This is a genomic window from Achromobacter sp., from assembly GCF_057314935.1.
In genome coordinates, this window is sequence record NZ_DBHKZA010000034.1 from 1 (window position 1) to 14,656 (window position 14,656).

The 14,656-nt window shown below is 67.1% G+C and carries 16 protein-coding genes; 9 read left to right on the plus strand and 7 right to left on the minus strand.

Annotation, left to right across the window (positions count from 1 at the left end; all coding sequences use genetic code 11):
- Window positions 1–96 precede the first annotated feature (96 nt).
- Window positions 97–747, plus strand: a complete 651-nt coding sequence (locus ACO6D5_RS14375) for a DsbA family oxidoreductase (protein WP_485825762.1) — start codon at window positions 97–99, stop codon at window positions 745–747.
- On the opposite strand, the gene ACO6D5_RS14380 is transcribed toward ACO6D5_RS14375, so the two are convergent.
- Window positions 744–2,024, minus strand: a complete 1,281-nt coding sequence (locus tag ACO6D5_RS14380) for a hypothetical protein (RefSeq protein ID WP_485825763.1) — start codon at window positions 2,022–2,024, stop codon at window positions 744–746. The two genes, ACO6D5_RS14375 and ACO6D5_RS14380, sit on opposite strands and share 4 nt — an antisense overlap.
- Window positions 2,025–2,095: 71 nt before the next feature.
- Window positions 2,096–3,085: a tripartite tricarboxylate transporter substrate-binding protein gene (locus ACO6D5_RS14385; protein ID WP_315527849.1), complete on the minus strand. Its 990-nt coding sequence runs from the start codon at window positions 3,083–3,085 to the stop codon at window positions 2,096–2,098.
- Between the two features lie 140 nt (window positions 3,086–3,225).
- Between ACO6D5_RS14385 and ACO6D5_RS14390 the strand changes: the two genes are divergently transcribed.
- Complete coding sequence (locus ACO6D5_RS14390) at window positions 3,226–4,164, plus strand: LysR substrate-binding domain-containing protein (RefSeq protein ID WP_315527847.1); 939 nt, start codon at window positions 3,226–3,228, stop codon at window positions 4,162–4,164.
- A gap of 14 nt (window positions 4,165–4,178) precedes the next feature.
- Here ACO6D5_RS14390 and ACO6D5_RS14395 read toward each other — a convergent pair whose 3' ends face one another.
- Window positions 4,179–4,409, minus strand: a complete 231-nt coding sequence (locus ACO6D5_RS14395; RefSeq protein WP_485825764.1) for a hypothetical protein — start codon at window positions 4,407–4,409, stop codon at window positions 4,179–4,181.
- 212 nt (window positions 4,410–4,621) lie between these two features.
- Between ACO6D5_RS14395 and ACO6D5_RS14400 the strand changes: the two genes are divergently transcribed.
- The 3 genes from ACO6D5_RS14400 (at window position 4,622) to ACO6D5_RS14410 (ending at window position 7,584) form a co-directional block, all read left to right on the plus strand.
- Window positions 4,622–5,551, plus strand: coding sequence for an NUDIX hydrolase (locus ACO6D5_RS14400; RefSeq protein WP_485825765.1), 930 nt, complete (start codon window positions 4,622–4,624; stop codon window positions 5,549–5,551).
- Window positions 5,552–5,633: 82 nt separating this feature from the next.
- Window positions 5,634–6,518 carry a carboxylating nicotinate-nucleotide diphosphorylase gene (gene nadC / locus ACO6D5_RS14405; RefSeq protein ID WP_315527844.1) on the plus strand — a complete coding sequence of 295 codons (885 nt, stop codon included), beginning with the start codon at window positions 5,634–5,636 and terminating at the stop codon, window positions 6,516–6,518.
- Between the two features lie 79 nt (window positions 6,519–6,597).
- Window positions 6,598–7,584: a tripartite tricarboxylate transporter substrate binding protein gene (locus tag ACO6D5_RS14410; RefSeq protein WP_485825766.1), complete on the plus strand. Its 987-nt coding sequence runs from the start codon at window positions 6,598–6,600 to the stop codon at window positions 7,582–7,584.
- A 46-nt stretch (window positions 7,585–7,630) separates the two neighbouring features.
- On the opposite strand, the gene ACO6D5_RS14415 is transcribed toward ACO6D5_RS14410, so the two are convergent.
- A complete protein-coding gene (locus ACO6D5_RS14415; protein WP_315527841.1) occupies window positions 7,631–8,320 on the minus strand; it encodes a DUF533 domain-containing protein in 690 nt (229 codons plus the stop codon).
- Between the two features lie 158 nt (window positions 8,321–8,478).
- Here ACO6D5_RS14415 and ACO6D5_RS14420 point away from each other — a divergent pair, with 158 nt between their 5' ends.
- Entirely contained in the window at window positions 8,479–8,877 is a 399-nt protein-coding gene (locus ACO6D5_RS14420) for an OsmC family protein (RefSeq protein ID WP_315527839.1), read from the plus strand.
- Window positions 8,878–8,920: 43 nt separating this feature from the next.
- Here the strand turns inward: ACO6D5_RS14420 and fabI are convergent, their stop codons facing one another.
- The 3 genes from fabI to gloB form a co-directional block, all read right to left on the minus strand.
- Window positions 8,921–9,706 carry an enoyl-ACP reductase FabI gene (fabI, locus tag ACO6D5_RS14425; protein ID WP_485825767.1) on the minus strand — a complete coding sequence of 262 codons (786 nt, stop codon included), beginning with the start codon at window positions 9,704–9,706 and terminating at the stop codon, window positions 8,921–8,923.
- Between the two features lie 118 nt (window positions 9,707–9,824).
- Complete coding sequence (locus ACO6D5_RS14430) at window positions 9,825–11,243, minus strand: transglycosylase SLT domain-containing protein (protein ID WP_035213646.1); 1,419 nt, start codon at window positions 11,241–11,243, stop codon at window positions 9,825–9,827.
- Between the two features lie 7 nt (window positions 11,244–11,250).
- A complete protein-coding gene (gene gloB / locus ACO6D5_RS14435; protein ID WP_315527830.1) occupies window positions 11,251–12,072 on the minus strand; it encodes a hydroxyacylglutathione hydrolase in 822 nt (273 codons plus the stop codon).
- A gap of 20 nt (window positions 12,073–12,092) precedes the next feature.
- Here gloB and ACO6D5_RS14440 point away from each other — a divergent pair, with 20 nt between their 5' ends.
- From ACO6D5_RS14440 to ACO6D5_RS14450, 3 genes are all read left to right on the plus strand, one after another.
- Complete coding sequence (locus ACO6D5_RS14440) at window positions 12,093–12,872, plus strand: class I SAM-dependent methyltransferase (protein ID WP_169273992.1); 780 nt, start codon at window positions 12,093–12,095, stop codon at window positions 12,870–12,872.
- A gap of 52 nt (window positions 12,873–12,924) precedes the next feature.
- Window positions 12,925–13,386, plus strand: a complete 462-nt coding sequence (gene rnhA / locus ACO6D5_RS14445; RefSeq protein ID WP_006225940.1) for a ribonuclease HI — start codon at window positions 12,925–12,927, stop codon at window positions 13,384–13,386.
- Between the two features lie 176 nt (window positions 13,387–13,562).
- The gene (locus ACO6D5_RS14450; protein ID WP_315527825.1) at window positions 13,563–14,645 is read left to right on the plus strand and encodes an efflux RND transporter periplasmic adaptor subunit; all 1,083 of its coding nucleotides are present in this window, start codon (window positions 13,563–13,565) and stop codon (window positions 14,643–14,645) included.
- The last annotated feature ends 11 nt before the right edge of the window (window positions 14,646–14,656 follow it).

Sequence of the window (14,656 nt, forward strand, 5' to 3'; positions counted from 1 at the left end):
CGCGCGCCTGGTTTGATTTACTCTCTGGAATATCAACCATCATGTTGCTGACGGCTGCGGCGCGCTGCTGCGTCCGTCGGCATTCCGGAGAAGGCCATGGCCAAGATCACCATCGATTTCGTGTCCGACGTTGCCTGCCCCTGGTGCGCGGTAGGCCTGGGCGGACTGCTGGAAGCCATGCGCCGGCTGGAAGGCACGGCCGAGGTCGCGTTGCATTTCAGGCCGTTTGAATTGAACCCCGACATGCCCGCCGGCGGGCAGAACACCATCGAGCGCCTGATGGCGAAGTACGGGTATGACCGTGAGCGCGTGCAGGCGAACCGCAAGGTCATCAGCGAACGGGCGGCCGCCGTCGGCATGCCGATGCGCATGGGCGACGACAACCGCTCCTTCAATACCTTCGATGCGCATCGCCTGATCCATTGGGCCGGCCTGCAAGGCCAGGCGCAACAGATTGCGCTGAAGAAGAGCCTGCTGCAGACCTATCACTACCTGAACCACGACACCAGCGATGCGGACGTGCTGGCGCAAGCTGCACGCGACGCGGGGCTGGACGAGGCCGCCGCGCGCGAGGTGCTGGCCAGCGGCCGCTACGCCGACGAGGTGCGCGCCGAAGAAGAGGAATGGCGCAAGCTCGGCATCACGTCGGTGCCGTCGGTGATCATCAACGGCCAGTATCTGGTGTCGGGCGGTCAGCCGCCCGAGGCGTTCGAGCAGGCCTTGCGCCAAGTCGCGCAGGAGGGCTAGTCCGCTGCCTGCACGATGGCGGCGACGTCCAGCACGTACATCTGCCGTTCGCCTTCGTGCACGGAATCGATGCATACCTGCGTGCCGTCGCGGCTCCATCGCGGATGCAGGTCGCAGCGATTCTCCTTGGACAGGCCCGGGTCGGCGTAGAAGCTGCCCAGCGCGTGGCGCCGGCCGGTCTGCATGTCGTAGATGAACAGGATGCGTTCGTGCGTGGCGGCATCCGGGTACGTGTCGCTCAACAGCCAGCGCGGGTCGACGGGCGAAAAGCTCATATGCCCGTTTTCCGTCAGCACGCCTTCGCCCACGACCTGCACGCGGCCGCCCGGCGCGTCCTCATACAGGTGGTAGTGGATGCTGCCGGCATGCGGACCCCACACGATGATGGAATGGTCGTCGCGCCAGAGCGGATGGGAAATCTGGTATTCGGATTTCTCGTAATCGAAAGTGCCCACGGCGGTGGGGTCGAAGTCGTCGGCCAGCTGCGGCAGCGGGTGGTCGGAACACTCAAGCAGGCGCATGTCGCTGCCGTCCGCGTTCATGGTGATCAGGCGGTGCAGGAAGCAGGTCTCGTCTTCCACGCGCTCGGTCCAGCGATGCAGGAACAGGATGCGCGACGACGACGGGTTCACTTCGATGTGGCTGACCCAGTGGATGGCGCGTTCCATCGAGGCACGCGGGTGGAAGTTGCGCAGGTCGGCGTAGCTGACCAGCAGCCGGTGCGCGCCCGACTCCAGATCCAGCGTGTGGATGCCGTCGTCGGCCGGTGCGCGGGCGACCTTGACGGGCGCGTTGTCGCTATAGCCGATGGTCTGATGGGTGATGTAGAGCCTGCGGTAGTCCACGCACAGCGCGTAGCGGCTGTTTGGCGCCGCGACGTAGATGGGCAGCGGCAGATAGCGCGTTTGGCCGGTGGCCACGTCGTGGATCGCCGAGCGCAAGCCGGGATAGAAGCCGCTGCCGTCGTCGCTGCGGCAGTTGTAGATCAACTGGGGCGAGGCCGCGCCGTCCAGCCATTGCAGTTGGCAGCCCATCTGCCAGTTCCAGGCGGTCGTGGCGCCCACCGGGTGATAGCGGTCGCCGTCGTGACGGTCGAAGTAGCCGACCTCGGCGCGCAGCGCCGGCGTCAGCACCGCGTCCATCATCGGCGTGCGGTTGCCCAGCACGTAGCGGCCGTCGCGGTGCCAGACGGTCTTGTTGTAGTAGCCGAAGAAGTGGTGGTGCGGGCGCGCGCCCAGGCGGCGGCACGCGATGGGCGTGGCGATCATGCGGTTCATGGAGTATTCGGGAAAATGGGGCGGTGCTCGGGGTGGGAAGGCGCGCGGCGGCGGGCCGCCGCGCCCCGGCGTCAGCCGGCGGTGATGTGTTCGGTTTCGATGACCTTGTTCCAGCGGGCGCGTTCGCGCTCGACGAACGCGCGGGCCTCGGCGGGGCTGTTGCCCACCGGCGTCATGCCCAGCTTCTCCAGCCCCGCTCGGAATGCCGGATCGGCATACACGCGGCGCAGGTCGGCGCTGATCTTTTCGATCAGCGCGTCCGGCACGTCGCGGCCGGCCGCCAGCGTGGTCCAGGAGGTGACCGTCAGGCCAGGCAGCCCCGCTTCCGCGGCGGTGGGCACGTCGGGCAGGGCGGGCGAACGGGTGGCGCCCGTGATCGCCAGGGCTTTGAGCTTGTTGGCCTGGATGTAGCCGATGGTGGTGGGCACGTTCTCGAAGAGCAGTTCGATCTGCCCGCCCAACAGGTCGTTGGTGGCGGCGGAGCTGCCGCGATACGGAATGTGCACGATGGGCGCTTGCGCGGCCATTTTGTAGAGCTCGCCCACCATGTGCACCGACGAACCCACCCCGGCCGAGCCGAAGTGGACCGATTCGGGCTTGGCACGGGCCAGGGCGGTGAGTTCGGCCAGCGTGTTGGCCGGCAACCCCGGCGTGGCAACCACGACGTGCGGCATTTCGGCCACGATGGTGATCAGCTTCAGGTCCTGGGCGGGCCGGTAGTTCAGCGACTTGTACACGCCATAGGTGGCGTGCAGTCCGATGGAGCCCAGAAGGAGGGTGTAGCCGTCCGGCCCGGAGTCCGCCACGAACTTGCCGCCGATGTGGCCGCCTGCGCCCGGGCGGTTTTCCACGACGACCGACTGCCCGTACAGCTTGCCCAGGTGCTCGGCCAAGAGACGGCCCTGGATGTCGGAGCTGCCGCCGGCGGTGAAGGGCACCACGATGCGCAGCGGGCGGTCGGGATAGTTGGCTTGCGCCTGGACGGCAAGCGGCAGCGCCGCGCCCGCGAGCGTCAGGCACAAGGCGCGCAGCGCGCGGCGCCAGGGACGGTATGGACTCATGGGTTTTTCCCCTATCGGTTGATGCGGTGACGGGCGCGTCTGATGGCGCCCTTGGAAAACCGAGTGTAGGAGTGGCCAAGTATTTGAAAAAATTCTTTTTTAGTCATAGGCTATGCAAGATTGCTATACATTGAGCGCCTATGAGCCGGCCCCTGAACTTTCGCCAGATAGAAGCCTTCCGCGCCGTGATGCTGACGGGCACGACAACGGGCGCCGCGCAGATGCTGCACACCACGCAGCCGTCCGTCAGCCGCCTATTGGGGCAGGCTCAGCAGGCCTGCGGCGTGAAACTGTTCGATCTGGAGCGGGGGCGCTTGCGTCCCACGCGTGAGGCGAAGGACTTGTTCGATACGGTCAAGCGCCACTTCGCAGGGCTGGAGCGGATCGAGGACCGCGTGGCGGCGATGCGCCGCAGCGGCACCGGCGTGCTGCGGCTGGCCTGCACGCCGGCGCTGGGCCTGGGCGTGATGCCCGCTGCGCTGGAATCCTTTCTGCAGCAGTATCCCGATGTGCACATCAACATGCAGACCGTGGGCAGCCAGTACCTGCGCGAAGGCCTGCTGCACGGCACTTATGACGTCGTCATCACCACGGCGGAACTGGACGACGCGAACCTGTCGCTGCGCCGGTTGCACCGCAGTTCGGCGGTGTGCGTCATGCGGCCCGACCACGCGCTGGCGAGGCAGGAATCGGTAGACATCGCTGACTTGAATGCGCGCCGACTGCTGGTGCTGAATGCGGACGACGACGTGCACCAGCAATTGCGCGGCGCCATGCGCGCACGCGCCGTGCAGGCGCAGGGGGAAATCGAAACGACCTACTCGTCGACCATCTGCGCGCTGGCCGCCGCCGGCACCGGCGTGGGCGTGGTCAACGCTTACATTGCGCGGGTGTTCTCAAGTCAACTGGCGATACGGCCGTTCACGCCGCGGCTGCCGGTGCAGGTCAGCATGGCGTATCCCGCGCAGATCGCGCCGTCGGACGTGACCGAGGCGTTTGTCCAGGTTTTGGAAGCGCATTTCGCCGCGCTGGACGAAGGAACCAGCCCTGGCGCCCAGGCGCCGAGGCCGGCTGGATGAACGGGGGGCGGGCCCTAGCCTTTGCGGTTCTCGTAAGAGGTGTCCAGCACGTCGTCTTCGGGCGTGATGACGCCTGGGTCGCCGGGTTCTTCGATGGCGCGTCCGCGCCGGGGCATGCCGGCGACCATCTTGCTCTGGTCCGGCATGGGCATGATGCCCGTGCCTTTGCGGGGATCGGGGGCCTGCGGTTTTTCCTCAGCGACGGCCGGCTTGTCGGCGGGGACTTCGGGGGCGGGTTTCAACATGTTGGCGACTCCGCTTGCGGGCGTCCCAGGATGGCGACGCGCCTGATTCACGTTTCATCTTAGGCCGTCGGACCGGCGCTGAGGCGGATTGCGATGTCACGTTTGCAAGGGGCTGTTGCAGGGACGGAACCTTATAATTCGCTTCGCGCCGCACGTGCCGCGTTCGCGCACGCCAAACCCTGACTTTTCCACTTCCTGCTCCTACGCCCAACTTGACCGAATCCGTCGAACGCTCCGTCCATGCCGAACTCGTTGCCGTGCTTGTCGCCGTGACCAACGGCGAGCCTCGCGTGCTGACGACGGACGACGCGCGGGCTTTGCCTGCCGGGCCGTTCGAACTGTCTCACCGGTCCTTGCAGGCCGGATTGCGCGCGTGGGTGGAAACGCAGACGCATCACCCGCTGGGCTATGTCGAGCAGCTCTACACCTTCGCCGACGGCGACCGCTCCGACGAGTCGGGCGCGCGAGTCATGTCGGTCAGCTACCTGGGCCTGACCCGCGAAGCCGGTGAAACCGGCGTGGCGCAGGTGGGCTGGCAGGACTGGTACCGCTATTTCCCTTGGGAAGATCGCCGCGCCGGCACGCCGGCGCTGGTCGAAGAACAGATCGTGCCGCAACTGGCGGCCTGGTGCGCAGACAGCGCCGATGCGGCCCTGCGGGCCCGCCGCCATCAGCGCGCCGCCATCACCTTCGGGCTGGAAGGATCCGCCTGGAACGAAGACATGGTGCTGCAGCGCTACGAACTGCTGTTCGAAGCGGGCCTGGTGCCCGAAGCCGCGCGCCGCGGCGCCGGCCGCGCGGTGTTGCCGGGCGAGCCGATGCGTCATGACCACCGCCGCATCCTGGCCACCGGCATCGCCCGCTTGCGGGCCAAGATCAAGTACCGCCCGGTGGTGTTCGAACTGATGCCCGCGCAATTCACCTTGCTGCAGCTGCAACTGGCCGTGGAAGCGCTGGCCGGGCGGGGCCTGCACAAACAGAATTTCCGCCGCCTGATCGAGCAGCAGGCGCTGGTGGAAGAGACGGGCGAGATGGCGACGGGCACGGCGGGCCGGCCCGCCAAGCTGTTCCGATTCCGCCGCGACGTGCTGCTGGAGCGCGCGATCGCCGGCAGCAAATTGCCCTTGTCGCGAGCGCTTTGACGCTTGACAAGGCTTATGCTCGTCTTTAGCATAAGTGGTGCGCAATCTCTGCGCGCCTTTTTTTAACTCACAAATACTCAAAATGAGCATTAAAGCCGAAGCGCCCGTGACCGCCTCCCGCCTGGCTGTCCCCCCCTTGCCGGACGTCATGCTGGAGCCGCTGGTGCGCGCGGCCTTGCTGGAAGACCTGGGCCGCGCCGGCGACCTCACCACCGATGCCATCGTGCCGGCGGACGCCGTTGCGGAAACGCGTTTGGTCTCGCGCCAGGAAGGCGTGCTGGCCGGACTCGACGTGGCCCGACTGGCGTTTCGCGCGATGGATCCGTCCATCGCGTTCACCGTGTCGCAGCCCGACGGCAGCGACCTGCGGCCGGGCATGGAGATCGCCCGGATTCGCGGCAACGCCCGCGCGATGCTGACCGCGGAACGCGTGGCGCTGAATTTCCTGTGCCACCTGAGCGGCGTGGCCACGGCCACCGCCTCCATTGCCCGCGCCATCTCGGCGTACGGCGCCCGTGTCACCTGCACGCGCAAGACCATGCCGGGCCTGCGCGCCGTGCAGAAGTACGCGGTGCGCGTGGGCGGCGGCAGCAACCACCGTTTCGGCCTGGATGACGCGGTCCTGATCAAGGACAACCACATCGCGCTCGCGGGCGATGTGGCCACGGCCGTGCAGCGCGCGCGTGCCGGCGTCGGCCATATGGTCAAGATCGAATTGGAAGTGGACACCCTGGCGCAGCTGGAAGTGGCGCTGTCGTTGGGCGTGGACGTGGTGCTGCTGGACAACATGAGCCTGGAGGACCTGCGCCGCGCCGTCGCCATGGCGCGCGGCCGCGCCATCACGGAAGCGTCGGGCCGCATCACCCCCGAGACGGCCGCCGAGGTGGCGGCGACGGGCGTCGACCAGATCGCCGTCGGTTGGCTGACCCACAGCGCCAAGGTCCTGGATATCGGGCTGGACGCCTGATTCCTTCCGCCGGCCTCGGCCGGCTTCTTACGACACGGCGCGCCGGCTGGCGCGGCCGCGGCGCTTACAGGCCCGCATCATGAAACGTATGCTTCGATCGACCCTTCCGCTGCTTGCGCTGTCGCTGGCGGCTTGCGGCAATTCGCCTTCGGGCGAAGCCGCAGGCGACGCGTCCTATCCCGCGCACCCGATCACCATCGTCGTCACGTTCCCGCCCGGCGGGGGCACCGACCTGCTGGCGCGACGCATCGGCGCCAGCCTGCAGGAGCAACTGGGTCAGCCGGTGGTGGTGGAGAACCGCCCCGGCGCCAGCGGCAACATCGGCGCGCGTATCGTCGCGGAAGCGCCGCCCGACGGCTACACCCTGTTGATGGTGAACAGCTCGTTCGCGATCAACCCCGGGGTCTACCGGAATCTGGGCTTCGCGCCGAAGCGGGACTTCACGGCGGTGATCAACGTGGCATTCGTGCCGTCCGTCTTCGTCGTGCCGGCAACGTCGCCGTTGCTGAAGGTGGACGACGCGCTGGCCGCGGCCCAGCCGGGCAAGCCCCTGCCGTTCGCCTCTTGCGGCAACGGGACGCCGCAGCATCTGGCAGGCGAAATGCTGGCGCGCGCGACAGGCGCGGTATTGCAGCATGTGCCGTACAAGGGATGCGGGCCGGCGTTGACCGACGTGACGGCGGGGCAGGTGGGCATGGGCATCGTGACGGCGTCCAGCGCCGCGCCGTTGATCGCCGCGGGCAAGCTGCGAGCCTTGGCGGTGACCTCGCCCGCGCGGTCTCCCCTGATGCCGACCGTGCCGACGGTGGCCGAGCAGGGCGTCGCCGGCTACGCGCTGGACCAGTGGCACGGCCTGCTGACGCCGGCCGCCACGCCGCCAGCGGTGGTCGACAAGCTGAACGCCGCCGTGGCGAAGATCGTGCGCGATCCAGCGGTGCAGGCGTCGCTGCGCGACCAGGGATTCACGCCGGCCAGCAGCACGCCGCGCGAATTCCAGACGATGATCAATGCCGACATCGACCGCTACACGGCATTGACCGAATCGATCGGGTTGCGGGCGGACTGATCCGGCAGAGGGGCGGGGCCTGGATGTGGCCCCCAGGCCATGCCGCTTACGCGACGGCGGTCTTGGCGTGCTGCTCCAGCTGTTCTTTCAGGCCCGGGGCAAGCTTGAGCTGGCGCGCCAGCTCATCCAGGTAGGCGCGTTCCATATAGCTTTCCTCGTCCACGACGAGCAGGCTGGCCAGGTACATCTCGGCGGCCATCTCCGGCGTCTTGGCCGATTGCGCAACGGCGGCCGGGTCCAGCGGACGCGACAGTTCGGTTTCCAGCCAGCGGCGGTCCTGCGCGTCCGAAGACAGCTTCGCCAGTTCGGTTTCCAGCAGGGTGCGCTCTTCGGGCCCGATGTGCCCGTCGGACTTGGCCGCGCCGATCATGGCGGTCAGGACGGCGGTGCTGTGCTGCTCGGCCTCGGGGGCGGGCAGGCGGTCCAGCGTCTGCGGCGGCGTGGCCGGCGCGCCGCCGGCCTGGTTGCGCTGCCAATCGCCATAGGCGCGGTAGGCCAGTGCGCCAAGCGCCGCCATGCCGCCGTACATGGCGACCTTGCCGCCGATCTTGCGAGCCTTCTTGCTGCCCATCAGCAGCCCGAGCGCGCCCGCGCCCAGCGCGCCGCCGCCCAATCCGGTCAGGAACGACCCCTTGCCGGCGGAGCCGCCCGTTGCGCCCTGCACGCGGTTGGTCGCGTCGGAAAGCAGGCCTTGGCCCGATTGCAGCAATTGATCAAGAAGTTGTCTGGCGCTCATGTGGCCCTCTTTTGTCTGTGCGGGTATGCGGATAGGGATATCCGACCGGACGCACTGCAATAAGTTCAGGTTTCCGTCAGTAAGCAGATGCCGCAGCAAGTGCTACAAGGTGGCATGGGCGTCCGCGCCGGACGCCCGTCCCTCAGGAGATCCGACCCATGAGTATCCGCGTCCGACAGAATGCGCCGAACACGTTGCAGTTCACCGCCACGGCCGAAGGCCATGACTTGCCGCTGGCGATGCCGCAGCCGCAGGGCGAGGGCCCTGATCCGCACGACTATTTCGATACCGCGCTGGGCGGCTGCAAGGCAATGACCCTGATGGTCTACGCGCAGCGCAAGGAACTGCCGCTGGAATCGGTGGGGGTGGAGGTGGTGCGCGACGCCAGTGAGGAACGCAAGGGCATCTATCGGCTGACGGCCAAGCTGACCTTGCACGGCGAGCTGTCCGACGCCCAGATCGACGAGTTGCTGGCGGTGGCCGAGAAGTGCCCGATCCACAAGCTGATGACGGCGGTGGACGTGCAGGTGTCCACGCTGGTGGTGCGGCCGGCCTGAGCAGCCGGCCGGGCGGGGCGGGTTGCCCCGCCCCTTGGGCACGTCAGTCTTCCATGCCCGGGACGACGGTCGAGAAACCGGCGTCCACATGCGTGATTTCGCCGGTGACGCCGGCAGCCAGGTCCGACAGCATGAACGCGGCCACGTTGCCCACGTCGTCGATGGTGACGTTGCGGCGCAGCGGGGCCTGGGCTTCCACGAACTTCAGAATGGCCGAGAAGTCCTTGATGCCGCTGGCGGCCAGGGTCTTGATGGGGCCGGCCGAAATGCCGTTGGCGCGGATGCCGCGCGGGCCCAGCGCCGTGGCCAGGTAGCGCACGCTGGCTTCCAGCGAGGCCTTGGCCAGGCCCATCGTGTTGTAGTTGGGCACGACGCGTTCGGCGCCCAGGTAGGTCAGCGTCAGCACCGACGCATTGCGGCCTTCCATCAGCGGCAGCGCGGCCTTGGCCATGGCGGCGAAGCTGTAGGCCGAGATGTCGTGGGCGATGCGAAAGCCTTCGCGCGACAGGCCGTCCAGGAAGTTGCCGGCGATCGCTTCGCGCGGCGCGAAGCCGATGGAGTGCACCAGGCCGTCCAGGCCGTCCCAGTGCTGGGCCAGCTCGGTGAAGGCGCCGTCGATCTGGCTGTCTTCGGCCACGTCGCACGGCAGCACGATCTTGCTGCCGAATTCGGCGGCGAATTCGCTCACGCGGTCTTTGAAGCGGTCGCCCACATACGTGAACGCCAGTTCGGCGCCTTGCTGGTGACAGGCGCGCGCAATGCCGTAGGCGATGGATCGGTTCGAAAGCACCCCGGTGACGAGAATGCGCTTGCCGGCGAGAAAGCCCATGTTTTTTCCTTTGATTCTTACCTGCTGAAGACCGCCTATTTTAAGGAGTTTGGCGGTTTCGCGTGCTTGAAAAAACGGCGCCCGAGGGGGCGCCGTGCTGTCGTGTCAGGCGCGGGGATCAGCCGCGGGCGTTGGTGCCCGGCACGCGGATCGGCGCGCCCACTTTCAGGGCGCTGCCCTTCAGGTTGTTCAGCGCGCGCAGCGCGTCGACCGACGTGCCGTACTGCTTGGCCAGCGAGAACAGCGTGTCGCCCTGGCGCACCTTGTGCGTGCGCACGTTGGGGCGGGCGCTGGCCACGCGGGCAGCGGGCGCCGGCGCGGCGCGGCCACGCGGGGCGGCAGCCTTGTTGTCGGACGGGGCCGGATCCAGCGCGCCGACGGGCGCAGCCAGGGACGCCAGCTGCACGCCGCCCGTGCCGGGTTCTCCGGGCACCAGCAGGGCCTGGCCGGAGGCCGACTTCTGGCGCGAGCCGATGTCGTTGGTCTCGCGCAGCTTGGACTCGGTCACGCCGAAACGCTTGGCGATCGCGGCATAGGATTCGCCGCGGCGCGAGTGGTAGACCTTCCAGGCGCTCAGGTCGCCCTTGTAGTTGGTCAGGTTCGCATTGAAGATCTCGACGCGGTCGGCCGGCAGCAGCAGGGTCGGGCCGTGGTCGCCGCGGATGACCGGGCGGTTGAACGACGGGTTCAGCGCCTTGAATTCGTCCAGCGGCATTTCGGCCAGCTTGGCGGCGATTTCCAGGTCGATGTCGCTGTTCTTCTGGACCGTCACGAAGTAGGGAGTGTTGCCCACCGGGGGCAGCGCCACCGCATAGCGCTGCGGGTCGGCGATGATGTTCTTGATGGCCTGCAACTTGGGCACGTAGTTGCGGGTTTCGTCCGGCATGTTCAGGGACAGGTAATCGGTGTTCTGGCCGGCCGCTTCGTTCTTGGCCATGGCGCGCTGCACCGAGCCTTCACCCCAGTTGTAGGAGGCCAGCGCCAGATACCAGTCGCCCTGCATCTCGAACAGCTTTTCCAGGTAGTCCAGGGCCGCGTTGGTCGAGGCGATGGGGTCGCGGCGCTCGTCGCGCCACCAGTCCTGCTTCAGGTTGAAGTGCGTGCCGGTTGCCGGCACGAACTGCCACAGGCCCGAAGCCTGCGAGCGCGACAGGGCGGTGGGGTTGTAGGCGCTTTCCACGAACGGCAACAGCGCCAGTTCGGTCGGCAGGCCGCGGCGGTTGATTTCGTCGACGATGAAATACAGATACTTGCCGGCGCGCTCGGCCATGCGCTGCACCGCCTCGGGGTGGGACGCGTAATAGTCGGTCCACTGCTGCGAGAGGTCGGTGTTCAGGTTGGGGATGGCGAAACCGCGGCGGATGCGGTCCCAGGCGTCGGACGGCGGGTTGGTCAGGTCAACCGTTCGGGACGTGTCCCGGGCGATGTATCGCCCTTGGGAATTGGTGGTGAGGTTCTTGCTATCGGGGGCTTTGGTTCCTGCGCAACCGGCGAGGACTGCCAGCATGAGTGGCAGAAGGAGTCGGGATAGATTCATCAGGCGGTCACTTGAAATCGTTCTTCCATTCACGCAGGGAGGCAAAGACCTCTACCGGCGTAGGTTGGTTGCGTCCGGCCCAGCTGGCTGCTGCACGGACGACGTCGACTTGCTGCGTACGCAAAAACGGGTTCGTCGCGCGTTCCTGACCGATTGTCGACGGAAGCGTGGGAAGACCTTCTGCTCGTAGTTGCTGGGCTCGCTGATACCACTGTTGCAGGGTGCGATTGGCGGGTTCCACAGCCAATGCCCAGCGCAAGTTCGCTAGAGTGTACTCGTGCGCGCAAAAAACCTGTGTATCTGGCGGTAAAACAGAAAATTTTCCTAAGGAATCATGCATTTGCGTAGGAGTGCCCTCGAAAAGCCGGCCACAGCCTCCCGCAAACAGGGTGTCTCCGCAGAACAGCACGGGTTCCATTCCTGCCGCCCGGCCCGTGTACGCGATGTGGCCGGCGGTGTGGCCGGGCACGTCCAGCACGCGCAGATCCAGGTCCAGTTCGGGTAACGCGACGCGATCGCCTTCGGTCAGCGGCACGTCGCAGCGCGGCAGCCGTTCCCGCGCCGGACCGTATACGGTAATGTCCGCGATGCGGGACAATTCGAGAACACCGCCTACATGGTCGCCGTGATGGTGCGTGAGTAGAATGGCGCGCAGCCTCAAGCCTTCCTGCTCGAGCCATTGCAGCACGGGACCGGCTTGGCCGGGATCCACCACGGCGGCGTTGTCGCCGTAGACGATGGCCCAGATGTAGTTGTCGGTAAAGGCGGGTAGAGGCAAGACCGCGGCATTGCGTTCGCGGCCGCCTGCGGGGGCGGTCAAGGCTTGCATGAGATTCGAAGGAAAAAAACGTGGCAGAAGATACTCCGCCGATTGTAGAACTGGCCGAATGGTTCCAGACGCCACCGGGGCAGTACGCGCTGGCCTGGGAACGGGCCCAGTTCGACGCGGCTGTCGCGGACGTGTTCGGATATTACGCCTGGCAGGTCGGGTTGGCCGACATGAACCTGCTGCGGGCCAACCGCATGCCCTTCAAAGGCTATGTCGGCACCGAGACCCCTTCTGCGGAAAGCATCGCCGGCTGGCAGTCCCGCGTGGTGCTGGCCGAACCCGAAGCGCTGCCGTTCGAAACCCAGAGCGTCGACCTGCTGATCCTGCCACATGCCTTCGAATGCACGCAGGACCCGCATAACGTCCTGCGCGAGGTCGAACGCGTGCTGGTGCCGGAAGGGCGGGTCGTGATTTCGGGCTTCAACCCCTGGAGCATGTGGGGCGCGCGCACGCGCATGCCCGGCATGGAGCCCTGGCTGCCGCAGCCGCCGTCTTCCCAGGTGTCGCTGCCGCGTCTGAAAGACTGGTTCAAGCTGCTGTCGCTGGAAGTGGAAGCCAGCCATTTCGGCTGCTATGCGCCCGCCTGCCGCAGCGAGAAATGGCTGCAGCGCTGGGGCTTCCTGGAATCGGCCGGCGCCCGCTGGTGGAGCCTGGGCGGGGCGGTCTATATGGTGTCGGCGGTCAAGCGGGTGGCCGGCATGCGTATCATCGGCCCTGCCTGGAAAACCAAGCCCAAGCGCGCGCGCGCCGCCTCCGTGGTGGTCAACCGCCAGGCCGACGACGGCTTCGACCCGTCCTGAACGGCCCGCGTCCGCCTATTTTTTGCACGAACAAGGATTACCAAGCAGCACCATGCAGGACAACAAACCGAACGATCAGAAAGTGGAAATGTGGACCGATGGCGCCTGCAAGGGCAATCCGGGTCCGGGGGGCTGGGGCGTGCTGATGCGCGCGGGCGGCCACGAAAAGACCATGCACGGCGGAGAACTCCAGACCACCAACAACCGCATGGAGCTGCTGGCGGTCATCGAAGGCCTGCGCGCGCTCAAGCGCGCCTGCGTCGTCACCATCCACACGGACTCGCAGTACGTGATGAAGGGCATGACCGAGTGGCTGGCGAACTGGAAGCGCCGCGGCTGGATGACGGCCGACAAGAAGCCCGTCAAGAACGTCGAGCTCTGGCAGGCCCTGGACGAGCAGGTCCAGCGGCACCAGGTGTCGTGGCGCTGGGTCCGCGGGCATGCCGGCGATCCGGGCAACGAGCGGGCCGACCAACTGGCCAATATGGGCGTGGAAGCGGCCAAGCGGGGCTGAAGGCATCGGGATATACCCTGAATTCCGCCGTTTGGGGCGGATTTAGTTCTTTCATCCGGCTTCTGGATTGTTCCAGTATGTAAATTCGGGTGCTACAGTGCCTTCCCCATTCCAGTTCCTGCGGCGTTCGGCCATGTGGGGATACGGTCCGCGCCGCACCACTGCCACATTCGCGCATGAAAAAAGCTGTACTGCTGGCCGCCGTCGCGGCCGGGTTGGCCGCGGGGGCCGCACTTGGTGTTTTCGTGCCGCGCTGGCTCGCGCCCGGCGCCACGACCACCCAGACCGTCACCAAGCCGCAGGTCGCGCCGGCCAGTCCCGTGCGCGTCGAGGTGGCGGCCGTCCAGGAAATCCCGTTCGCGCGCGGCCTGTCGGCCGTGGGCAGCCTGCGGTCCGACGAGTCCGTCGTGTTGCGGCCGGAAGTCGCCGGACGCATCCAGGCGATCGAATTCAAGGAAGGCCAGCCCGTCACGCGCGGCCAGACGCTGATCCGGCTGGACGATTCCGTGCCGCGCGCCGAACTGGCGCAGGCTCGCGCCAACCTGACCTTGGCGCAAAGCCACTACCGCCGCGCCGTGGAATTGCAGGGCAAGGGTTTCGTCAGCCAGCAGGCACGCGACGAATCCGCCAGCACGCTCAAGGTCCAGGAAGCCGCGGTGGCGCTGGCGCAGGCCCGGCTGGACAAGATGACCATCACGGCCCCGTTCGGCGGCATCGTGGGGTTGCGCAGCGTGTCCGTGGGCGACTACGTCAACCAGGGGCAGGACCTCGCCCCGCTTGAGGCCATCGACCCTCTGAAAGTGGATTTCCGCGTGCCGGAAATGTATCTGAGCAAAGTGGGCGTCGGCCAGCAGCTGACGTTGCGCCTGGATGCGCTGCCGGGCCAGGAACGCCAGGGGCTGGTCTATGCCGTCAGCCCGCTGGTGGACGCGGGCGGCCGGTCCATCCTGCTGCGCGCCACCGTCGCCAACAAGGACGCGGTGCTGCGGCCGGGCATGTTCGCCCGCGTGCAGCTGCTGTTCAATCAGGACAAGGCCCTGGTGGCCCCGGAAGCCGCGTTGTCGCCCTCGGGCGAAACGCAGTACGTTTACCGGATCAAGGACGGTCGCGCGGAACGGCGCGAAGTGACCATCGGCGAACGCCGTGAAGGCCGCGTCGAAATCCTGACGGGCGTGGCGGCGGGCGACAAGCTGGTGGTGGCGGGCATGCAGCGCGTGACCGACGGCGCCACGGTGGCTGTCGTCGGCGGCGGCTCCTGATGCCGGCCCTT